The sequence below is a fragment of the Vibrio sp. L5-1 genome, from assembly GCF_021728315.1.
Classification (GTDB): Bacteria; Pseudomonadota; Gammaproteobacteria; order Enterobacterales; family Vibrionaceae; genus Vibrio; species Vibrio splendidus_K.
In genome coordinates, this window is the sequence record NZ_JAKKCQ010000004.1 from 307,700 (window position 1) to 330,738 (window position 23,039).

A 23,039-nucleotide genomic window follows, 5' to 3' on the forward strand; every position below is an offset into this window, starting at 1 on the left:
TCTTAGTTCTTGCGCTCGATGACGTATCGGGCGAACTCTTCGAGTGACTGGGTATTGTATGGGATTGCAGCCAAAGCTTGAAGCGCTTCCTGTAGCAGAGTTTGCGCTTTTTCTTGAGCGCCCTCTAAACCTAACAAAGAAGGGTAGGTGCTTTTGTTCAAATCTTGGTCAGAGCCCTGTGGTTTACCCAAAGTTTCGGTATCGCTAATGATATCTAAAATATCATCCTGAACTTGGAAGGCTAACCCGATTGCATCGGCGTATTTATCTAATTGAGGCATCACTTCAAACGCTTTTTCGCCAGCAGCCAGAGCACCTAAACGAATCGCACTCTTCATTAGAGCGCCAGTCTTGTTACGGTGAACTTCTTCTAACTCTTCTAGCGTGACAGAGCGGTTTTCAGCTTCAATATCAAGCGCTTGTCCAATGCACATACCTTGTGCACCAGACGCTTCAGCTAGGCGTTGAATCATTCGAACGCGATTGCTTTCCCCGTCAGCACTTAATGTGCCTTCCGCAAGTATAGTAAACGCGAGAGTTTGTAGGGCATCGCCAGTTAAAATTGCCGTTGCTTCATCGTATTTGATGTGACAAGTCTGATGGCCACGACGAAGTTCATCGTCATCCATTGCTGGAAGGTCGTCGTGAATCAGAGAATAGGCATGAATACATTCGATTGCAGAAGCTGGAGTGTCGAGTTCTTCAGCGGTACAGCCGAGCATTTCCCCTGTAATGTAGACAAGAAATGGACGTGCGCGTTTGCCGCCTAAAAGTAACCCATAACGCATCGCGTTGATAAGGTTCTGATTTTGGTGTGGCAGGCGATCAAGCCAAAGGTTCAGCTGCTCGTTATTACGTGCTTGATAAGACAATAAAGTCTCGATCATAGGGGATCTCATACAATTCGTTATTCTGGTTGTGGGTTAAAGTCACTAAGTTCTGCATTTTCATCATTTTGCAGTAAGATGCTAACACGCTGTTCAGCATCGTTTAGTTTACTTTGACCAGCACGAGCGAGGGAGATGCCTCGTTCGAACTTTTTCAGCGCATCATCTAAAGCTAGATCACCATTTTCTAGTTGATCAACCAAGCCATCAAGCTCTTCGATAGCCGCTTCAAAGCTCATATTTTCAGGTTTCTTAGTAGCCATAATAAATCTGCGTTTGGAAATATGAACGAACGTTACCCTAGGCCGCTGAGATGGTCAAATGTAACCAAGAAATTTTGCTAGAAAGTTCGTTTTTAAGGGGCTTGAACTCACTTTGGTTGAATAACCTTAGCTTTATCGAGTTTATGCGCTAAGGATAAGAGCAAAGTAAGCCAATAATTGTGATTCAAAAACGAAAAGTGTGATATTTAGGCCAAGAATTTACTAAAAGATCTTATAGTCTGGCCGATAAAAAGATTATCGTCGACGTAGAGCTACAAAAAAGCATGAGGAGTGCTCAGTGGATTTAGCAACCCTAATAGGTTTGATTGGTGGATTTGCCTTTGTAATCATGGCAATGATCCTAGGTGGAAGCCTCGGGATGTTCTATGACACGACATCCATTTTGATCGTGGTGGGTGGTTCAACGTTTGTTGTTCTAATGAAGTTCACCATGGGACAATTCTTTGGAGCAACCAAAATCGCTGGCAAAGCATTTATGTTTAAGGCCGATGAGCCTGAAGATCTTATCGCTAAAGTGGTAGAGATGGCGGATGCAGCACGTAAAGGTGGCTTCTTGGCACTTGAAGAAATGGAAATCAGCAACAGTTTCATGCAAAAGGGCATCGACCTATTGGTAGATGGCCATGATGGTGATGTGGTGCGTGCTGCACTGCAAAAAGACATCGCATTAACCACAGAGCGTCATGAGCAGGGCGCGAAAGTGTTCTCTGCATTTGGTGATGTTGCACCTGCGATGGGTATGATTGGTACCTTGGTTGGCTTGGTTGCCATGCTTTCTAACATGGATGACCCAAAAGCGATCGGCCCTGCGATGGCGGTTGCACTCTTGACTACGCTTTACGGTGCAATCCTTTCGAACATGGTGTTCTTCCCAATTGCGGACAAGCTTGCGCTGCGTCGTGACCAAGAGACACTAAACCGTCGTCTGGTGATGGATGGTGTATTAGCGATTCAAGATGGTCAGAACCCACGAGTTATCGATGGTTACCTCAAGAGCTACCTCAATGAAGGTAAGCGCACGATTGATGGTGAACCCGCGTAAGAGGAGTTGAAGATGGATGAAGAAAATCCATGTAAATGTCCTCCTCCGGGGTTACCTCAATGGATGGGGACATTTGCTGACTTGATGTCACTGCTGATGTGTTTCTTCGTACTGCTGCTCTCATTCTCTGAGATGGACGTACTGAAGTTCAAACAGATCGCTGGATCGATGAAATTTGCGTTTGGTGTACAAAACCGCTTGGAAGTGAAAGATATTCCTAAAGGGACTAGCATCATTGCGCAAGAGTTTCGCCCTGGTCGCCCAGAGCCGACTCCTATCGATGTGATCATGCAGCAGACCATTGATATTACGCAGCAAACGCTTGAGTTTCATGATGGTGAATCTGAGCGTGCTGGCGGAACAATGCGTGACCAAGGCAAGATGACGGGAGGCAAGTCGCCAGAGGTCTCTACTCATGACAATCAAAACTCTGAGTCAGACCAACAGCAACAGCAAGCCGAAGCTCAATCGCAAGAGATGGAAACCTTGATGGAAAGCATCAAGAAGGCGTTGGAGCGAGAGATCGACCAAGGCGCGATTGAGGTTGAAAACCTTGGCCAGCAGATTGTTATTCGAATTCGTGAGAAAGGTGCGTTCCCATCGGGGTCTGCTTTCCTACAACCTAAGTTTCGACCATTGGTTAGACAGGTCGCTGAACTGGTAAAAGATGTTCCGGGCATTGTCCGTATCTCTGGGCACACGGATAACCAGCGACTGGATTCAGAGCTTTATCGTTCTAATTGGGACTTATCATCGCAGCGTGCGGTGTCTGTGGCTCAAGAGATGGAAAAGGTACGTGGCTTCTCTCATCAACGCTTGAGAGTGCGCGGTATGGCCGATACAGAGCCTGTTGAACCCAATGATACTGAATGGCAGCGTAGCCTCAACCGCCGTGTTGAAATCAGCATAATGCAGGGTGAGCCGCTTTATAGTGATGAAGTGCCTGTTATTGGTCAGTAGTAGGCAGAGAGACAGCGATTAGTCTTCAGGTACGCATACGTTAGATATACATACGTTAATCAGCAGATAGCATCGAAAGCCCAACCTTATGATGAGGTTGGGCTTTTTGTTTTGTGGTCTTCAATGATGCTCTCAGCTGTATTTATGTCGTTTTGAAATCTGCTACTTTTAATAACAGGCAGTTTAATGATGAGGTTGAAGCACGCACTCTTTTCCTTGTTTGATTTTCTCATGTATAATTCGCGCCCTTAGATTTAATATTGATCTATTATTGCTTCAATAACTATGTGAAATGACCTTTTACGTGGTGATGAACCTACTAAAATTTGTGAACCTTATTGGCGTGAAAGTACTATGAAATTTATTGTTAAGCCTCATCCGGAAATTTTTATTAAAAGTGAATCGGTGCGTAAGCGCTTCACAAAGATTCTAGAACGTAATATTCGTACTATTCTTCAGCGTCGTACTGAGTCTGTGGCTGTCTTCAACCGTCGTGACTACATCGAAGTGACGTCTGAGAGCGACAAATACTTTAAAGAAACACTCGAAGTATTGACGCAAACTCCGGGTATTCATCACTCCCTTGAAGTTCAGCAATCAGAGTTTAAAGACCTGCATCATATTTACGAGCAAGTTCTTGAGCGAAGCGGTGCTCTTATTGAAGGTAAGACTTTCTCTGTACGTGCTAAGCGTCGTGGTAAACATGACTTTACCTCTATTGAGCTAGAACGCTACGTAGGTGGTGGTTTAAACCAAGCGGTTGAATCAGCAAAAGTAAAACTGAAAAATCCAGATATTACCGTTAAAGTTGAAGTCGAGAACGAGAAGCTAAACCAAGTTATTGAACGTCATAAAGGCCTAGGTGGTTTCCCTCTTGGTACTCAAGAAGATCTGCTTAGCTTGATCTCTGGCGGTTTCGATTCTGGCGTTTCAAGCTACTTACACATCAAACGTGGTTCTAAAGTGCATTACTGCTTCTTTAACCTAGGTGGCCCTGCGCACGAAATTGGTGTTAAGCAAGTTTCTCACTATCTATGGGATAAATACGGCTCATCGGCAAAGGTGAAGTTCATCTCTATCGATTTTGAACCGGTAGTCGCAGAGATTCTTGAGAACGTTGAAGATGGCCAAATGGGCGTGGTTCTTAAGCGTATGTTCATGCGTGCTGGTGGTATGGTTGCAGAACGCTTCGGTATCGAAGCCCTAGTAACCGGTGAAGCATTAGGTCAGGTTTCTAGCCAAACGCTAACTAACCTTCGCCACATTGACAACGTGACCGATACTTTGATCCTTCGTCCGCTTATTAACTGGGACAAAGAAGACATCATCGACCTGTCTCGTAAGATTGGCACTGAAGACTTTGCGAAAGTAATGCCTGAGTACTGTGGTGTTATTTCTAAGAAGCCAACAGTGAAAGCGAAGAAAGGCAAATTAGAAGCAGAAGAAGCTAAGTTTAACTTTGAAGTGCTGGAGCAAGTGATCGAGAACGCTCGAGTTATGGATATCCGTGACATCGAGAAAGAGAGCCAAGAGCAAGCGCCGGAAGTTGAACAAGTTCAAGCTGTTGCTGAGCACGCTATCGTTCTTGATATCCGTAGCCCAGACGAAGAAGACGAAAGCCCACTAGAGATCGATGGTGTTGAAATTAAACATATCCCGTTCTTCAAGCTTTCGACTCAGTTTGGTGACTTGGACCAAGCAAAAGAGTACTTGCTGTACTGTGACCGTGGTGTAATGAGCCGTCTACAGGCACTTTATCTAAAAGAGCAAGGCTTCCATAACGTGAAGGTTTACCGCCCATAGTGGTATAGAGTAGCCGAATATTTTGCAAAGCCGTTTACTGAAAAGTAAGCGGCTTTTTTATTTTCTATTGTGAATGTTTTACAGTAGGCAGTAAGAGGCGCGAGTTTGTCGAGTTATCATCATGTTCTGTCTTGAGATTCTGAGATTGAAATGATGGGGTTTGAGTTGGCTTGTAGGTGACCGAAAAAGTGTGAGTATCTGAGGAACTCTGTTACTTTTTAGTGCTATTCAATGGTTCTATTTGTATGTGTTCAGTTGATTATTTGAGTGGGTGTCTGATTCTGTGATTAACGATGAAAAATAACAAAGATTAATTAGTACAGCTATTGATAAACTTGTTGTTATTTTTCTTTGCACATAAAAAAACACCGCCCATAAGGCGGTGTAAACAAATTTGACAGACAGGTCAAAATAAATACAGGAAGTACATGTCTCGTTTCAGTATAGAACTGCAACAAAACATTTGGTAGAACTCTACCCAACTCGAAAAGAACGAGTTTGCAAACACAACATCGCAGGAGCTAAACCAATTGATTCTAGAGAGAATCAAGCCGTTCAGGCTAGCTGCTGCGGGATGAAATATAGAATTTCTCTGGCCGCTAGGCAATGGACAAATTATAATGTTTCAGATAAAAAAAACTAATGCTTATTTAGAGAGTACCTATGTCTCGTCGATTACCCCCATTAAACTCGCTAAGAGTGTTTGAAGCCGCTGCTCGACACTTGAGTTTTACGCGCGCTGCAGAAGAGTTGTTTGTTACTCAAGCAGCAGTGAGTCATCAGATTAAAGCGCTTGAAGAATTCTTGTCTTTGAAGCTGTTTCGTCGAAGAAATCGCTCTTTGCTGCTGACTGAAGAAGGTCAGAGCTACTTCTTAGACATCAAAGATATTTTTACATCACTGGCAGAAGCGACGGATAAAGTGCTTGAGCGAAGTGAGAAGGGTGCATTGACCATCAGCTTACCGCCAAGTTTTGCCATTCAATGGTTAGTGCCAAGGCTTGCAGACTTTAATCAGCAAGAACCTGATATCGACGTACGAATTAAAGCCGTTGATATGGATGAAGGCTCGCTGACCGATGACGTAGACGTAGCTATTTATTATGGTCGAGGCAACTGGTCGGGGCTTAGAGCCGATAAGCTTTATCAAGAATACTTGATCCCTCTTTGCTCACCTTCAGTGTTGCTTGGTATCAAACCATTAGAATCTCTAAGCGATTTAGCATGTCATACGCTATTACATGATACTTCTCGAAAGGATTGGAAGCAGTTCGCTAAGCAAAATGGCATCGATGGGGTAAACGTCAATCACGGTCCTATCTTTAGTCACTCAACCATGGTGTTGCAGGCAGCAGCTCACGGCCAAGGTATTGCACTGGGTAACAACGTGTTGGCGCAACCTGAAATCGAAGCGGGTCGTTTGATTGCGCCTTTTGACGAAGTGTTGGTGAGCAAGAATGCCTTCTATGTGGTTTGTCATGAGAAACAAGCCGATATGGGCCGTATCGCCACCTTCCGCGATTGGATGCTGGCGAAAGCGCAAAGTGAACAAGAGGATTTACTCGATGAATAATGTCATCATTGACGGTGAAGACAATCCAATCACCTTTATCTTTGCACATGGTGCTGGCGCAGGTATGGATCATGAATTCATGCAGTCGGTGGCAAAAGGGTTAGCCTTTAAAGGGATACGAGTGATTCGTTTTAATTTCCCTTACATGATTAAACGTGCTGAAGATGGCAAGCGTCGTCCACCTGACAGAGCCCCTAAGCTGCTTGAAGCTTACCAAGACATCATTGAGCAGTGCGATGCCGATAAGCTTGTGATTGGCGGTAAATCGATGGGAGGGCGTATGGCGAGCCATTTGTCTGAAGTTGATAAGGTGGCAGCGATGGCGTGTTTAGGCTTTCCTTTCCACCCTCCTGGTAAGCCAGAGAAGTACAAAGGTGAGCACTTAGCTGAGTTACAAAAGCCATGTCTTATTCTGCAGGGTGAACGCGATACCTTTGGTAAGCGTGAAGAGTTTACTGATTTCGACCTGTCGGATTCTATTCGTGTTGAATTTATCCCAGACGGTGATCACAGCTTTAAGCCTCGTAAGAGCTCTGGTTACACAGAGCAGCAGAATATTGCCTTAACCGTTGAGAAGCTATCGGCGTTTATCAAAGGGGTACTCGATGAGAAGTAAGTATTTACTCACGTTTGCAGGTATCTCTGGCGCGATTGCTGTGATGCTTGGTGCATTCGCCGCTCATGGCTTAAAAGCGATCTTGCCTGAGTATCTTTTGGGTGTGTTTGAGACGGGTGTTCAGTATCAGTTTATTCATACTCTAGCGATATTGGCATGTGGTGCTCTGTTACAGATGAAACTTGGCGCTAAATCACAAAAATATTTTTTCATTGCGGCAATTTGCTTTATCATCGGCATCCTTTGTTTTAGTGGCAGCCTTTATGGCTTGGCACTGACAGGAATAAAATGGTTTGGCCCTATCACTCCGTTTGGTGGTCTACTATTTATCATTGGTTGGGGAGTCTTCTCCTTCGCTGCTTTGAATATAAAAGAGGTAACTCAGTGAAACACGTACTACTTTATTGTCGCTCTGGTTTTGAAAAAGAATGTGCTGGCGAAATTCAAGACAAAGCAACACAACTGGAAGTGTTTGGTTTTCCTCGCTTAAAGAACAATACAGGCTTTGTATTGTTTGAATGTTATCAAGCAGGCGAAGCCGATAAACTGGTTAAAGAGATCGACTTCCAATCGCTGATCTTTGCTCGTCAAATGATCGCGGTAGCGGTTGAAATCAAAGATCTGCCGACTGATGATCGTATCTCTCCAATTCTTGATGCGCTTTCTGAGAAAGAAGGTTTCCCACGTTGTGGCGATATCCGTATTGAAACGCCAGACACCAATGAAGCGAAAGAGCTTTTGAAGTTCTGCCGTAAGTTTACCGTGCCAATGCGTCAAGCTATGCGTGGTAAAGGCCTGATGACAGCGAAAGACAATGTTAAGAAGCCTGTGCTTCACTTATGTTTTATCGCTCCGGGTCATTGCTTGGTCGGTTACTCTTACCCAACCAATAACTCACAGTTCTTTATGGGCATTCCTCGTTTGAAGTTCCCATCAGATGCGCCAAGCCGTTCTACATTAAAGCTAGAAGAAGCGTTCCACGTATTCATCCCTCGTGATGAGTGGGATGAGCGTCTTGCTCCAGGTATGTGGGGCGTAGATTTAGGCGCGTGTCCAGGTGGTTGGACTTACCAACTGGTTAAGCGTTCTATGTTCGTTCACTGTGTTGACAACGGCATGATGGCGGACAGCCTAATGGAAACGGGTCAAATTAAACACCATATGGTAGATGGCTTTAAATTTGAACCTGATCGTAAGAACGTGACTTGGATTATCTGTGATATGGTTGAGAAGCCAGCTCGTGTTGCTCACTTAATGGGTGAGTGGATCATCAAAGGCTGGGCGAAAGAAGCACTATTCAACCTTAAACTGCCAATGAAAGGCCGTTACGATGAAGTACTGCAGGATATCGAGAACCTAAAACAGTTTCTGATTGATAACAAAGTTAAATTCAAGATGCAGGCGAAGCACCTTTACCATGATCGCGAAGAGATCACGGTTCACATTCAGTCGCTTTCGAATATCTCGCCGTACTAATACGCGGTTAATGAACATACAAAACGCTCCTCATAAGGAGCGTTTTTTTGTTATGAGAGGTTTACTCTGAAGTAGGCCACATCTCCCAAAGCATTGCTTCCATATCACTTTCTACATCATCGCTAGTGTTTGCGAAAAAATCCAAGTTGGTGCGGACTTCTACTTCGTCAATAGTTGTGACAAAGCTTGCGAGCTCACTGCTCGATACGTCACGGTGCGGCACAATAAAAGCAATCGCATCGTTGTAATACGGGTCGAGAATCACTTTGTAGAATGCACTTGGAATCATAACGCCATTGCCAATAAAGGTTTCATTCCCGTCATAAATAGGGCCTGTCACCACATAGAGCTCTTGATATTCATTGGCAAGATCACGTACATGCTCTTCTAGCAATCGCCAGCCAACTCGGTTAAACCCAGGAAGTTGTGGTGACATATTGCTTAGCAAGAAGCTTTCTTGCATCGACACTTCGCTGAAGTCCATTGCTGCAGATGGAGCAAGATGGCCGCGGTCATAACCGGATTTGGAGTAGTCGCTTAGTGTTGATTGGGCGTATTCGGGGAGTTCTGAATCGGCTTTAAAGCGGTTACTTCGTTTGAACTGTCCATTGACGCTTTCTGCGGTGACATGATAGGCGACCCAATCAGCATTCTTCATGGAATAGTTGTAGCCAATGGCATAACCGGTTCGACAAAGCATTTGATCAGAGGATTCTGAAGGCAAACCTTTGACTAGGTGTTCACCACAGGCTTCGGTTGCGACAGCAAGAGGCGCGATATTAAGTAAGAGGGTAGTTAATGATAGTAATAGTATGTTTTTCATTGTGTTCTCCTTATTGGAGCAATGAAATTAAATACTTATATCAATAAGACTGTGATGAAGGCTAAATGTTAATCAATACTCGGTAAGGTATTGATTAACATTATAATTAGGTTGTGAATGTAATGGAGAACACAACAGAAAAGATGAACATCTAGAAGTGTTAAGCTTGGTTATCAGAGTAGCGAATATCTTGAAGGTTGAAGCCCAAATCGATGTCGGTTTTGAGTGCTGAAACGAGCTTACATACGCGAGCCGATTCAATATGCTCATCGAATTTCTTACGATACTTTTTCGGTAAATCTTCAGCTAGGAATGCCGTTTCTATATCTGGATACGTTGTTAATATCTCTTTGGCCGCTTTTGGTCCAACTCCAGGAATCCCCGGTACTTGGCTTGAGCTAACGCCAGTTAATCCCCAGTAGTCAGCGAGTTGTTCCGGCTTTACACCGAACTCAGCTTCAATAAAGGGCTTGTCTAACCAGCGGTGTTGGAAGTAATCACGGATCTGTAGCGTTGGTGATAACAGTTGGCAATAGCCCTTATCGGTAGAGATTATTGTGACCTTTTCGCCGTGGTCTGCCACTTTCTTAGCGAGTGTTGCTACTAAGTCATCCGCTTCATCACCATCAGATAGCAGTGAATCAATCCCTAATTCCCACCAAGCTTGTTGGATAGCATCAAGGCCTTTCATTAATGGTTCAGGCATCGGCTTGCGGTTTTGCTTGTAGGCAGGAAGGACTTCAGCGCGCCAGCCTCGATCTTGTAAATGATGATCAAATACCGCAATGATATGGGTTGGCTTTGATTCTTTTAGGATGCGATTAAGAGTACGAGCAGTAGTGGTGATGGTTCTTGCAATATCGGTTGGGTCCGGCTGAACAGAGTGAACGCGTCGGATGAGATTCAAAGCATCGATAATAACAAGATGGATAGACATAAGTTTCCACTAAATAGGCAATAAATAAGGGGCTGCTAGCCCCTTATAGTAACGTATCACTTGGTGAGTTGAAACGTTGGCGACGTAAACGTCATGACTTGTTTAGCTTTATGCTTGTGGCCTTTTATCAGTCACTTGTCGTTATTCGCTGCTAGGCATAATTTTATAGCAAGGAACATAGTCAGTGCCACCCGGCAGTTTCATGCGATGTTGTTCAACAAAGTCATTCAGCAGTTGATCCATTTTGGTCATCAGCTCTTTGTCGCCATCAATCAGGAATGGGCCGTGTTTCTCTATCTCTAGAATACCTTCGGCTTTGACGTTACCGGCCACAATGCCAGAAAACGCTTTACGTAGATTAGCCGCAAGGCTTTCTGTTTTCTGGTCCATATGAAGATCAAGTGCCGCCATAGATTCATGTGTCGGATCGAAGGGCAGTTGGAACTCAGGCTCAATATGCAGTGACCAGTTATAGCTATAAGCATCGCCGGTCTCTTTACGGTGAGAACGTACATCTGGCATCGCTTGTTTCATGATTTTCGCTGCGCGTGCTGGATCATCAATCACGATTTCGTAGTGTTTCTGAGCCTCTTCCCCGAGGGTTTCACCGATGAACTTATCGATAGAGCGGAAGTAAGCTTCACTCTCTTTTGAACCCGTTAATACAATCGGCATGGGTTGGTCGACGTTATTTGGGTGCATCATGATCCCTAAGATATACAGCAACTCTTCAGCCGTACCGGGGCCACCAGGGAAAATAATGATGCCATGCGCCATACGAACGAATGCCTCAAGACGCTTCTCGATATCTGGCATGATCACCAGTTCGTTCACTATCGGGTTTGGTGGCTCAGCTGCAATGATTGATGGTTCAGTCAACCCTAAGTAACGATGATCAGTATAGCGCTGCTTAGCGTGACCAATAGCCGCGCCTTTCATTGGTCCTTCCATTGCACCTGGTCCACAACCCGTACAGATGTTGAGTTCACGTAGGCCAAGTTCATTACCTACTTCACGAGTATATTGGTATTCAGTGGCATTAATTGAGTGGCCACCCCAACACACGATCAGGTTAGGTTCGATGCCCGGCGTAAGTGCACCTGCATTTCTCAAAATACCAAATACGAGGTTGGTAATATGAGTGGCATTAGTCAGGTTGAGTCTTTGGTTGTCTGCAAGATGCATGTTGACGTAGACAATGTCACGCAGCACTGAGAATAGGTGCTCTTGGATACCCTTGATGATTTCACCATCGACAAAGGCATGCTCTGGTGGGTTGCTTAGTTCGAGCTTGATACCACGCTCACGTCGCACGACTTCAACATCAAACGATTGATACTTGTCGAGCAACTCTTTGGAATTGTCGGTGTGGCTTCCCGAGTTAAGTACCGCTAACGTACAGTTACGATACAGTTGGTACAGATCACTAGATGCGGTTTTCTTAAGACGCTCAACTTCAAGTTGAGAGAGTAAATCCATGCTACCGGCAGGGCTGATATGAGTGATCATAGTGCCTCCTTGTTGAAAAGAGCAGGGGGACGTTGAAGTGACCCTCTGACTCGAGAGTGAGAAGCAAACGTTGAAAGTGTTTGGTTAAAGGGGAGAGAGTTAACCAGACGAAACGGTTACGACAGCGTTGCTTAATGGATTATATAATCTTGCTTAACAGTCTATATGCAGGTGCTTAACAGTATATACATGGGTGCTTAATAGCAGATGTATAGATGCTTAAGAGCTAATATAAAATAAATTAAGAGCGTATATACAGCATTGCTTGCCAAGAATGCTTGTTAAGCGAATGTTAATCATTAGCTTAGCAAACATTGAGGGAAATGGTATGTGATAAGTATTTGAAAAAATGAAATAAATTAAATCTAAGGCTGACTTAGTTCCAAACAAGTTGGTTGGTACCGCGTTGCTTTGCTTTGTTTAGCGTCTTATTAAGTCTCTCTAATACTTCTTCAGGCGTATCAGACTCTTTAAACTGAGTACTTGCCGCACACAAGGTAATCGTGATTTGTTGGTCACGGAACTTAAAGGGTAGGCGGCTTACTTGAGCTTGGATGTTTTGAATCACCTGGTGGCAATATTCATCGGTTTGTTCTGGCAACAGCAAGACAAACTCTTCACCAGAAAAGCGAGCCACGGTATCGGTTGTGCCTGCTTCTTTAGTAATAGTTCTCGCGATGATTTTAAGTGCCTTATCACCCGCGGTATAACCAAAGCTGTCGTTGATGGCTTTGAAGTTGTCGATGTCGAGCAGCACTACGCGCAGTGAGTGTTGTGCACGAATCCAACGGCGATACTCAAGCTCTAAGCGATCAGTAAAGGCGGTGCGATTGTAAACTTTTGTGAGCGGGTCAAGTAGCATACGCTGAGCCTGATCTTCTAAGCGCTTGCGGTAATCTTGGGTGACTTCATAGAGTGAATCTAACTGAGTCTTTCCATAACTCATTCTCTCTATTAGAGCTTGTTCTTTCTGTTCTGCGTGATTCAGTCTTTCTGAAAGAGAGGCGATTTCAGTGAGTAGCGGATTAATCGTTCGCTTTAAACTATCAATTTCTTTCGCTTTCTCTACAGAGTTCTGGCTCTTAATGACAAGTTCACTTAACTCAGAGTTAAGGCCTTGGCGGTGCTCAAAGTAACTTTGGCTCTGATCGGCATTTTGGTCTGCCGTTTTGATACTGGAGGCCAGCGAGGAGTTTAGCTGATCGATAAATTGTTCAGACTTCTTACGCTCTAGGTTGGTGCCTTCAATTACCAGTTTGAGGATCTGAAGTGTCAGCTCAAGCAGATTTTGTGTGGAAACACCCAGTAACAGTTTCGCTCGAATATCGGTAAGCAAATCACCCGACTCACCCTCGAAATCGAGTTCAGTGATCAGATGTTGTAATTCGTTTGATAGGTCGGAAAGGAGTTCTTGTTCCGGAGAATGCGTAACGTCGGCAAAATGAGTGCGTGAGTTATTCGCCATAATCTTAATGGCACGCTCATAAATACCGAGAAGTTTCATGGCATGGTCGACTTTCTGACTGCCATTGCATTCGGAGAAGCTAAGTAAGTTTCGTAGGTCGCGTTTAAGCTGCGCTGGAAGGCCTGTTATGCGTTGCAGCGTTTCCCCACTGTGCTTAATGCTATCGTCCAGATATCCGTTCTGTTTATCCATAGCCAACGTTTTCTGCTTAAGCATCCTTTCTAATACTGCCAGCTTTGGGATCATCGAGCTAATGTCTTTTTGCTTTTCTAGCTCTTCCCGAAGGGCAATGAGGTTTTCATCTAAATGGCTGTTACTGCCAACACATGCGTCACTTAAAGATGTGACGATACGCTTTAGAACTTTTTGTTCTCTAATAAATTTGAACGAGGTGTCTCTTTGCGTCAAACGGACCTGCTCCAACTGAAGTTTCAGCTGGTGGAGTTGCGCCTGAATGTCTTTTTCAAGAATGCCCATAGATGTATTAATTAGCGCCGCGTAGACCGAGCTCGATCATTTTGATGAAATTCCGTTGCATCGATAATAACAAAACTAAAAATAAGGTCACGGCTTGCCGCTCTTAACCGCTCGCAAATCAGTCATCTTTTAGCATTTTTTTGATGTTGTCCTCATTCTGGTATGACGATTGTATCTTTATTAACCCTTGATTAATCGCATGTTTACACGCTTCTCTTATGTTACCAGTTGCAAGGCTCGCTGCGGGCGCATTATCGATAGCTTTTAAGTATACCCATTGACTGCTGCGCTCTTTGAGACTGATCTCACGCGCAAGATTGGTCGACATCAATAACACATCGAGCAGTTCTTGGTCGTTAATTGCAGTGTAAGCACGCGGCAGGAACGGGTAGTCAGCGATGCCCATACGGACTGTTCGGTTGATGTTTCGCTCGGGTTCGAAGTTATTAACCCAAGATTGAATCTTTCTGAACAGGGCCTCAGGTGATAAATCACGGTCAGCGTTGGGCTCGATATAAAGCAGGTTCGCGTCCGAGAAATGGTAAACACGAGCTGGACCTTCAAGCTTAGATTTGAGGAATTCGCCAAAAGCATCTTCGAGTTCTAGGCCCGCTTTGTAACCGTTCTGCGTGTACATATTACGTAGGAAAGGTAAGTCAATCATCACGAAGCGTAAACGGTCGTTGAGCGGTTCATGAATCAGTTCACCAAGCTGCCACTGCTCAAAGGTTTGGCTGGTTTGTTCCAATGAATTTGAGAGTTTCGCATTCAGCATTCTTAGATTAGGAAGCTTAGAACGCGAATGCGTAAAGAGGTCGGTACGCAGTGAATCGACCTCTTTGGCTAAGGTTTGAATGAGGTAGCCTCGGCGCAGCACAAAGAAGAATAAGACAATGCTGAACAAGAATAGGGCAAACGAAATCTTTTGGAACTTACGATGTTCTAGTTTGTATTTCTCTAGCTCTTGTTCTTGGCCTGCATAGTGCAGGGTTTGTTCGGCAAACTCTTTTTGTTGGCGGAATGCGTCTTCCCCAACACGGTTGAGTTTTTGCTGCTCTAAAGAGACAAGGCTGTTGTATTGCTTGAGATTTGCCAATGCTTGCTGTGGACGACCTGCCTGTTCATAACCCAAAGAAAGTAAATAGTATGAGCGTTGCGACAGGCGCATATTTTCTACCTGACGCGATATCTCAAGTGCACGTGTCGCATGCTTGATCACATCTTCGCTCTCTTGCAGGTGGTAAGCCAATCCTGCTGATAATAGCGCGGCACGACCTTCCAGTTTTGGAATGTCGGTGTACTCTAGTAGTTCAAGGGCCCGGGTTAAGTACTGCTCAGCTAGAGGGTAATTATAGAGACGTAAGTAAGTTGCCGATAGACTTAGACGAATATCGATGACTTGGTGTATATCTCTGTCGGTACTTTCGTGATCAAGAACGTTGAAAAAGTGCACTAGGGCAAGGTTATATTTTCCTTGATAGAAGTACACATCACCCATCTTTTTAAGTACTTGAGCTAATATGGGGGAGTTTTCAAAGTTATCATAAAAATCAGCGGCTTGAGAGAGGTGCTCTAATGCTTTATCTAACACCTGGCGCTCAAAGAAAAGCTGTGCAAGCAGGCGATTGACCTTGGCTAAGCGTGAACTCAGGTTACCTTCTACTGATTTCCAGTAGCCATACAACAACTCAGAGAGTGCGTGGTTGTACTCTTTATGGGTTAGATAAAATTCACCGACCGTGATGTGGTAGTCGATGGTAACTTTTTCTGAGTAACGCTGATCGAGGTAGGTTTTCGCTTCTTGGTAGAACTTCTCGGCTTCGTCGACCTTATTGTCATAAGAGGCGATATCAGCTTTCAGCATGATCAAACGATAGGTAATACCCTCTGTTAAACGTAAGGTTTTATTCACCGATTCTAGGTTTGCTTCAATACTTGTCAGCTCTGCTGTTGCTGTGGCTGACTTTCTGTCACTCAGCCAAAGTAAGCGAACTTTTAGGATCTGAAGGTCCAGCTTTAAGTAATTAAGCTTATAGGTTTTTGCGAGCTCAGAGGCTTTGTCGATGTTTTTAATCGCAATACGAATGTTGCCTAGGTTGTATTCCGCCTTGGCTAAGATCTTATACGCATCGATACTGCTGTTTGGCGTTCTAATTGAAGAGTCTGTCTCTTCGCGAGAAATCGCTGAAGGGCTTTTCTCACGTTGATCAGAAAGGACACGAAGCGTTAGGTAGCTGTTGGCCATTTGTTTTGCTTGGCTTGGCTCGATCTCAACCAAGTTATTGGCTTCATTGAGTAGCGCCGACGAATAAACCGACGCATTGACCGATGTGCTTAAGCTTAAAATAAATAGACTAACAACGTATAACCAACGCATTTCAATGTCCCTTTAAAGATTTGGTAGGTTCAAATAAGTGTGGGTGGTTCACGCCTGATTATTGGCGAGCCATACGCTTATTGTGGCTTGGTCTATCTTGCTCTGTTGAACGGTATGGATTGATATCCAGACCACCACGACGCGTGTAACGTGCAAACACGGTTAGCTTCGATGGCGCACAGTATTTCATGATATCAGTGAAGATACGTTCAACGCATTGTTCGTGAAATTCATTGTGCTCACGGAAAGAAACTAAATAGCGTAGCAGAGCTTCACGGTCAATTTGCTTGCCTGAATATGCGATCTCAACGCTGCCCCAATCCGGTTGGTTGGTGATCAAGCAGTTCGACTTCAATAAGTGGCTATGCAGAGTTTCTTCTACTTCTTGTTCGCCAGCAGCACCTTCAAGCAGTGACGCTTCAAAATCATAGCTGGTGATTTGGATGTCTTGATTGTCGATACAGTCACCTTCCATCGTCACGATTGGTTGGTTAGTGTAGTCGGTTACTGAGTTTACATTCACAATCACAGGTTCGCCTGCACATGCAGACAAATCTTGGGTCAGGCGCTCAGTGACTTGAGCCCAGTTTTCAAATTGAGTCTGGTTATAGCTGTTTAGGTACAGCTTGAAAGATTTTGATTCAATTAAATTTTGGCTGGTGGCTGGGATGAAAACTTCGCCCACCGCTACTTGTGGTAGGCCGTTGGTGTTTAGCCACGAAAGCTCGTACATCGTCCAAATATCATGACCAACAAAAGGCAGCTCGCCGTTTAGCGCAAGATCATCGCGATTAAGGCTACGAGGTACTGGCTGCAATAAACTTGCATCGTATTGGTTAGAGTACTCAGTTTTTTGGCCAAGGGTTAAACCCGCTAGCTCTTTTGCGTCAGAATATTTGCTCATACTTTCGTTTCAAATTCGATTAGAATGGGGTCGATTTTACTGAATCCCCATTACCCTGTCATTAAGTCATCGCTTAATCGGTGCTGAAAGGGCTCGGATTCTATTTATTATTTTGTGTTTAGGAGATTTTCATGACTCAACGTGCTCAAGACGCACTACTTTCTTTTAGTCAGCGATACGTTGACGCGTGGCAGCAGCAACACCAAAGCTTACCTCGTAATGAGGAATTGGTGGACATCGTATCGCCATGCGTAGAAGAAAAGAGTGGCGATGCCGTGTTGTGGAAGCACTATCCACGTGAGCAATTTGCGGATTTCACCAACGTTGAAACCGGTATTGAGTTGACTCTGCATGAAGACATTAAGACTTTCTACGGTGCACAATTCAGCGCAGATATGAACGCGACCTTCGATGGTAACGAATTGACTCTGTTACAGATTTGGAGTGATGAAGACTTCGAATGCCTGCAAGAAAATATTTTAGGTCACCTAGTCACTCAGCGTCGTTTAAAGCTAAAACCAACGGTTTTCATTGCCGCGACCGATGCAGAGCTTGATGTTATCTCTATCTGTAATCTGACGGGTAACGTGATCCTAGAGCGCTTAGGCACCAAAAATCGTGATGTACTAGCCGAGACATTGGCAGAATTTTTAGAAAAGCTACAACCAGCGGTATAAAGTGAGCTCTTCTAATGAAGACTTTCTATGATATCAAAAGACTAGGAACGTCAACCTAAGCCTAGGTTGACGATGATATTTACACTATTGGTTAGTTATTGATCCAAAGCTTATAAAAATCACTGTATCCCGACTTGTTTATGCAAAGCCCATTAACTTGTTTCGCTTGAACTACTTCTTCTTGTCCCCAAAAAAGTGGGAGTAAAGAGCTTTCAGAACATAGTTGATTAAACCGCGTGACTAATTGCGGTAGTTGGTCTTCATTTGCTAATCGCTTATGAAGGTCAGATGTGTGTTCTAAAAGTTGTTTATAAGGGTAAATAAATCGAATGGCAGTGCTGGCTAACAGCCATTCATAAAGACCGAACTCTAAGGGTTGTTCTATAACCTCTTCTACAAATAAGAGATCGGCTTGATCTCTAAGCATTTCTGGTGTGCTCGCATTGGGTAAGATAACGACATCCACGATTATACCTGTCTCGGAAATTTTTTTAATTAACCAGTTAGAAAGGTGCTCAAGATACTTAATTGTCCATTTCGGGTGCGTTAAGACCAACTTTCCACTTAATATCGGTGTCGAAATCGGGTTTATAGAGCATGAAGAAGACTCATTTAGTGTCATCGGGTGTAAGTTTTCACTGGCGCTAAATTGGTTTCGAATTGATTTTAGGTACTTAAAAAGGTTATCGATCGTGTGGGGTGAAATATCACTACTTTCACGCATATTATAAGCTAAGTATGAAAAGGCTTGGATTAGATGCTTTTCTGTTTCGAGGGCTGGATGATTGAAACTTACAAAGTGCTCAAGTTGGCTGCCTTGGTGTGAAAGCGTTATTTCTTGAAGCAATGCGTTTTTAGCAAAGTAATGTGGGTTCTTTCTTAGTACGACCTTATCTTTATCCCAACAAGATAGTGAGAATGGACCGGTACCGATGGGTATATTTCTCTTCTTAGAGAAGGAAAGGTTGCGACTAGTAAAAACTGAAGCATTCGCTGTAGCAAGACAATATAGGAAAAGTGGATTTTCACTTTCTAGTTGAATGCAAACGGCTCTTTCAGACTCTGAAAAATAGATATCTTCAACTTGCTTGAATAATAGACTAACTGGACCTTGTGTATTTTTTAGTTCTCTAAGGCTAAAAACCACATCATCTATAGTCAAAGGCAATCCATCATGGCAAATTACTTCTGGTCTGATCCAGAGGTAGATACGTTTGCCATCTACCCTGTAATCATAGGCTAGTTGAGTCTCCAATTTCCCGTGTACATTAACTATCAGTAAGGTGTCATAAAGACTTCGAGCTATTTGTAGCTCTGAAAACCGGTAAGTCAAAGTTGGATTTAGTTCATTAACCCAGGGATATTGAGTGATCACTAGAGAATTTGATTCTTCTTTATTCCTATTGGATTCAAGCATTGCTTGATTTAAAGCGTTGGCCGCAACCTCTTGATAGGTATGTAGAATCTTCGCAATAACGTCAAAGTTACTTGATTCGATTTCACTGCTAAGGGTCTGATAGATTGCTTGATACATTGAGACTGTTATTTGGATGGTGCTACTTTTTCCTCTCCCTATTCCTGGTTGCCAGAAAATCCAATTGTAATCCCCTAAAATTTTTAGAATGTTAGATGTGTTACGTCGGGAGGTGGCAAACACGTTCTCCAGTTCATCTAAGTTAACCTCATAAAGGACTGAATGATCGTAGTGGCCCAACAATTGGTTTAGCCTGCGAAGGCATGTTTCAGTCATATTTCTATCGCTATATAATGTGTTTGGGCTTTTAAGTAAATCGAGTTCTGTGGATATAGTTGAGCTAATCTAAATATAGAGTTGGGAATATGGTGTACATACGCTATTAACGATGTTGTTATAAGCATTATTTGATGATTCTGCTAATGTATGAAACTTTATTAGTATTATATTGGCGTGAAGTGATTGCTAATGATTGTTAATTTTAACACACCATTTATTTCCTTTTTATTTTCGGGATAATAATATAACTATTTATAAATAATGGGTGGTTGTTTTTTGGTTGTTATTATAAAGTCTCAATATTGAGACAAGGATGGGATGCACTGCATCCCATCTTATCGTGTTAATGTGATTTTGGAAGAGTTGTAAATATACTCCACTCTTCTTTTACTTCACCTTTATGCCCTACGACCGTAGCTGTAACCTTTCGATTTAGAGCATGGCTTATTTCATCAATACCTATTGAACTCAGTTGAGTATCACCAAAGCCTACAATCCTTATTCGACTTTCTGTTATACCCAAATTTATTATTTTGTTACGAACTTGTTTAGCTCTACGTGTCGAAAGAGTCATGTTGTATTGGTGATTTCCGACGTTACTGGCGTAACCTTGAATTTCAATTGCGGTATTCGAATACTGCTTTAAGAAGTTAACCATACCTTTGATTTGCTGATCATAAATAGAATTTATTGTATCGGAGTCATTATTGAATAAGATTCGAATAACATATGAATCCTCTGTCTCAACAAGGCTTCCACATCCATCATTGTCTATCTCGGCAAATTGAGGGGTGTCTGGGCAAAGGTCTCTTTCATTGATGACCCCATCACTATCTTGGTCAAATTGGTCTGCAACTTGACTTATATTCGGGGTTGGGATGTAACTAATTTCATCACTTGCTTGAATGTTGAAAGTGAAAAATAGAAAAGACCAAAAAATGGTTTGTTTGTACATTAGTAATCCACCTTATCTGTCCACTCTTTTGGTAAGTTAACTCTCAATGCATTCAATAGGTTGCCTGTGGAAGTAAGGACTCTATATTTAGCGTATTGCTCGGAGTATTTTGCTTCAACGTAACCTTTTCGTGACTCGAAAAGTTCATTTTCAGTATTCAAAAGATCGAGCAAAGTACGTTTGCCTATTAAGTATTGTTTTTCGTAAGCAATGACTGTTTCAGAAGCCGAGTCCACATGATCTGCAAGGAACACTTTTTGTTGAGATGTCATCTCTAAAGCGCTCCAAGAAAGTTGTAGCTCTTCTTTAACTGAGCGATATGCTCTCTCTCGTAAATCTTTGGCTTTGTTTAATTGGTAAGCCATTTCTGAGCTCTTTGCTGAATCTCGACCTCCATTATAAAGATTATAATTAAGTCGTATCATCGCTGTTGTTTCATCGCTACTACCTTTTATTCCTCCAGCATCCTCTTTCCAGCTCTGCTTAGCTTCGAATGAAAGTGTTGGGAAGTAGTTCGATTGGCTTTGTTTATATTGGAATTTTGCAGACTCAACATCCACTTGTGATATTTTAATAACAGGATGAGCTTCATAAGCTTGCTCTTGAGCTAGCTCTAACGTTAATGGGATAAAGTTTTTATCGGCTCGAGGAAAAACAAGGGACTGAGGGGCTTCTCCAACAAGGCGAATGAAAGTGGTCTGTGAGTCGATCAAGTTATTTTCAGCTGCGATTAAATTACTGTGTGCTTTTGCTAGGCGTGCTTCAATTTGCGTGAGATCTGCAGTTGAACTGATACCCGAGTCAGTGCGCTTTTTTATGTCCACGTATATTTTTTCGTGTGTTGCGAGATTACTTTCTGATAGAGCGAGAATCTCAAAGCCTTCAATAGTCTCAATATAAACTCTGACTACGTCGAGTGCTGTATTTTGTGCATTCGATAATAGCTGTAGTCGAACTGACTCAGCATCTGCAGAGACGCGATCAATATCATTCAGAGTTTTTGAACCATCCCATATCAACTGATTTAGCGTAAGTGATGCTTCTCTACGTGTCATTTCAGTTGATCCGCGAGCGATTTCAGAAGCCGGATTAATTGCTTCATATCCTATTCCTGCATCTAAATCCAAACTCGGTTTATAGGCTCCTGTAGATGCATCGATTAAATAGCGTTTGCTTATATATTCATTAAACGCACTTTTAATTTCTGGATTTGTGGCAAAGGTTTGTGATACCGCTTGCTCTAAAGACTGTGCCCAAGACGGTAGTGGTAATAAAAGTCCACTGCACAGTAAGCTACAGTAAATTAGCTTCAAGGAAATTCTCCAATTTGTTAATAATATTTAAGTCATTATTTGTTTTTATTGATTTAGAATGAATGAGCATGCTTAAAGAATGTCATTCAATATTCTGAGATTATTACTGGTCATAAACTTATTTTTAATCGAAAAATATATGACACTTCTTCAATTTTTAATGTGTTAATAAAATATTATTGTTTGAATAAAAATAAAACCAATTTAAAACATGAAAATTTAAGCCCATAAAAGTGCGTGTTTTATAAGGGCCGTTTGATGATAAATTACCCAATTATTTTTCTTATCAATAAATGAACTTGTTGTGTTGGGTTTGATTGATGAATCTAATCGATGATTTCTAGGGGATATGAGCAGTGGTCGACAGAATGAAGTTAGCAGTAGAAACGCATGTTGTTATAGGTTTGGATGGTAAAATTAAAGTAGTCGAACCTGGGCAGCAGTTGTTTCCTGGTGAAATTATTGTCGAAACGTTTGAAGGCAATAAAGAACCTGAAGTTACGTTTGTTGATCAACACGAAAATATTGACATATCACCAGATGTTATTGCGTTATTCAATGCTCTCGAAGACGGCTTAGACCCTACTTTATTAGGGAGTGAATTTGCTACCGCGACTGGAAATGTCAGTGGCTCTAGTTTGATAACTTCTGGAAGTATTGAAAGAGATGGCGTGGAAGTTTTAGCGAAAACGTTCTTTGAGACCAAGGGGATAAATGAAGCTCAACAAGTCACTTTGAACACTGTTTTTAATTCTACTATTGATGTTATTTCTGAATCAGTATCCGCTATTATTAGTGGAAGCGATAACGGTGACTTGCAAGAAGACGTGACGCTGACCACCGGTGGCAACCTCAATGTCGACGACCCGGATTTGGACGAAGCGGTGTTTACCGCGCAGACCGATGTTCAAGATGGTCACTACGGCTCGTTCAGTATCGATGCGGACGGTGAGTGGACCTATGTGCTCAACAATGACCACGCCGATGTCCAAGCACTAGATGCCGACTCTGATCCAATTGTTCGCACCTTCACGGTCGCGACTGCGGATGGCAGAACGCATGAGATTGCAGTGACCATCACGGGCTCAGACGACGCGGCGGTCATCACGCCAAGCAAAGCTGGCGATGATAAAGGCGCCGTGCAAGAAGACGTAACTTTAACTACAGGCGGCAACCTAAACGTTGATGATCCAGATTTAGGCGAAGCCG

The 23,039-nt window shown here is 43.0% G+C and carries 20 protein-coding genes; 9 read left to right on the forward strand and 11 right to left on the reverse strand.

Annotated features, from left to right (window positions below):
• Positions 1–2 precede the first annotated feature (2 nt).
• Together ispA and xseB are read right to left on the reverse strand one after the other, a co-directional pair.
• On the reverse strand, positions 3–887 hold the full coding sequence (ispA, locus tag L3V35_RS17580) for a (2E,6E)-farnesyl diphosphate synthase (RefSeq protein ID WP_004734404.1): 885 nt from the start codon (positions 885–887) through the stop codon (positions 3–5).
• Between the two features lie 20 nt (positions 888–907).
• Entirely contained in the window at positions 908–1,150 is a 243-nt protein-coding gene (xseB, locus tag L3V35_RS17585) for an exodeoxyribonuclease VII small subunit (RefSeq protein ID WP_004734405.1), read from the reverse strand.
• A gap of 298 nt (positions 1,151–1,448) precedes the next feature.
• Here xseB and pomA point away from each other — a divergent pair, with 298 nt between their 5' ends.
• The 7 genes from pomA to rlmM all read left to right on the forward strand — a co-directional run bounded on the left by pomA (position 1,449) and on the right by rlmM (position 8,640).
• Positions 1,449–2,213 carry a flagellar motor protein PomA gene (pomA, locus tag L3V35_RS17590; RefSeq protein WP_004734406.1) on the forward strand — a complete coding sequence of 255 codons (765 nt, stop codon included), beginning with the start codon at positions 1,449–1,451 and terminating at the stop codon, positions 2,211–2,213.
• A gap of 12 nt (positions 2,214–2,225) precedes the next feature.
• Entirely contained in the window at positions 2,226–3,173 is a 948-nt protein-coding gene (locus L3V35_RS17595) for a flagellar motor protein MotB (RefSeq protein WP_237300350.1), read from the forward strand.
• Between the two features lie 354 nt (positions 3,174–3,527).
• Positions 3,528–4,976, forward strand: coding sequence for a tRNA uracil 4-sulfurtransferase ThiI (gene thiI / locus L3V35_RS17600; RefSeq protein ID WP_102447355.1), 1,449 nt, complete (start codon positions 3,528–3,530; stop codon positions 4,974–4,976).
• Positions 4,977–5,639: 663 nt separating this feature from the next.
• Complete coding sequence (locus tag L3V35_RS17605; RefSeq protein ID WP_171308090.1) at positions 5,640–6,548, forward strand: transcriptional regulator GcvA; 909 nt, start codon at positions 5,640–5,642, stop codon at positions 6,546–6,548.
• Positions 6,541–7,164 (forward strand): alpha/beta fold hydrolase, encoded by a 624-nt coding sequence (locus tag L3V35_RS17610; RefSeq protein ID WP_171308089.1) that lies wholly within the window; start codon positions 6,541–6,543, stop codon positions 7,162–7,164. The genes L3V35_RS17605 and L3V35_RS17610 overlap by 8 nt, the downstream gene beginning before the upstream one ends.
• Positions 7,154–7,552, forward strand: a complete 399-nt coding sequence (locus tag L3V35_RS17615; RefSeq protein WP_004734382.1) for a DUF423 domain-containing protein — start codon at positions 7,154–7,156, stop codon at positions 7,550–7,552. Before L3V35_RS17610 ends, L3V35_RS17615 begins: the two co-directional genes overlap by 11 nt.
• The gene (gene rlmM / locus L3V35_RS17620) at positions 7,549–8,640 is read left to right on the forward strand and encodes a 23S rRNA (cytidine(2498)-2'-O)-methyltransferase RlmM (protein ID WP_237300351.1); all 1,092 of its coding nucleotides are present in this window, start codon (positions 7,549–7,551) and stop codon (positions 8,638–8,640) included. The genes L3V35_RS17615 and rlmM overlap by 4 nt, the downstream gene beginning before the upstream one ends.
• Before the next feature lie 61 nt (positions 8,641–8,701).
• Here rlmM and L3V35_RS17625 read toward each other — a convergent pair whose 3' ends face one another.
• The 6 genes from L3V35_RS17625 to queF all read right to left on the reverse strand — a co-directional run bounded on the left by L3V35_RS17625 (position 8,702) and on the right by queF (position 17,132).
• Positions 8,702–9,463, reverse strand: a complete 762-nt coding sequence (locus L3V35_RS17625) for a DNA/RNA non-specific endonuclease (RefSeq protein WP_054547574.1) — start codon at positions 9,461–9,463, stop codon at positions 8,702–8,704.
• A 160-nt stretch (positions 9,464–9,623) separates the two neighbouring features.
• Positions 9,624–10,400, reverse strand: coding sequence for a flap endonuclease Xni (gene xni, locus L3V35_RS17630; protein ID WP_146454820.1), 777 nt, complete (start codon positions 10,398–10,400; stop codon positions 9,624–9,626).
• A 141-nt stretch (positions 10,401–10,541) separates the two neighbouring features.
• The gene (gene ppnN / locus L3V35_RS17635; RefSeq protein ID WP_004734386.1) at positions 10,542–11,909 is read right to left on the reverse strand and encodes a nucleotide 5'-monophosphate nucleosidase PpnN; all 1,368 of its coding nucleotides are present in this window, start codon (positions 11,907–11,909) and stop codon (positions 10,542–10,544) included.
• Positions 11,910–12,285: 376 nt separating this feature from the next.
• Positions 12,286–13,851 carry a GGDEF domain-containing protein gene (locus L3V35_RS17640; protein WP_004734387.1) on the reverse strand — a complete coding sequence of 522 codons (1,566 nt, stop codon included), beginning with the start codon at positions 13,849–13,851 and terminating at the stop codon, positions 12,286–12,288.
• A 118-nt stretch (positions 13,852–13,969) separates the two neighbouring features.
• Entirely contained in the window at positions 13,970–16,228 is a 2,259-nt protein-coding gene (locus L3V35_RS17645; RefSeq protein ID WP_054547576.1) for a tetratricopeptide repeat protein, read from the reverse strand.
• Between the two features lie 58 nt (positions 16,229–16,286).
• Positions 16,287–17,132, reverse strand: a complete 846-nt coding sequence (gene queF / locus L3V35_RS17650) for an NADPH-dependent 7-cyano-7-deazaguanine reductase QueF (protein ID WP_017087479.1) — start codon at positions 17,130–17,132, stop codon at positions 16,287–16,289.
• Positions 17,133–17,263: 131 nt separating this feature from the next.
• Here queF and syd point away from each other — a divergent pair, with 131 nt between their 5' ends.
• Positions 17,264–17,809: a SecY-interacting protein gene (syd, locus tag L3V35_RS17655; RefSeq protein WP_017089736.1), complete on the forward strand. Its 546-nt coding sequence runs from the start codon at positions 17,264–17,266 to the stop codon at positions 17,807–17,809.
• Between the two features lie 91 nt (positions 17,810–17,900).
• On the opposite strand, the gene L3V35_RS17660 is transcribed toward syd, so the two are convergent.
• From L3V35_RS17660 to L3V35_RS17670, 3 genes are all read right to left on the reverse strand, one after another.
• Complete coding sequence (locus L3V35_RS17660; protein ID WP_237300353.1) at positions 17,901–19,559, reverse strand: ABC transporter substrate-binding protein; 1,659 nt, start codon at positions 19,557–19,559, stop codon at positions 17,901–17,903.
• Between the two features lie 346 nt (positions 19,560–19,905).
• Complete coding sequence (locus tag L3V35_RS17665) at positions 19,906–20,517, reverse strand: OmpA family protein (RefSeq protein ID WP_237300354.1); 612 nt, start codon at positions 20,515–20,517, stop codon at positions 19,906–19,908.
• Positions 20,517–21,830 (reverse strand): TolC family outer membrane protein, encoded by a 1,314-nt coding sequence (locus L3V35_RS17670; RefSeq protein WP_054547580.1) that lies wholly within the window; start codon positions 21,828–21,830, stop codon positions 20,517–20,519. Before L3V35_RS17670 ends, L3V35_RS17665 begins: the two co-directional genes overlap by 1 nt.
• 368 nt (positions 21,831–22,198) lie before the next feature.
• On the opposite strand from L3V35_RS17670, the gene L3V35_RS17675 reads away from it, so the two are divergent.
• A partial coding sequence (locus tag L3V35_RS17675) for a VCBS domain-containing protein (protein WP_237300355.1) occupies positions 22,199–23,039 on the forward strand: 841 nt, incomplete at its 3' end.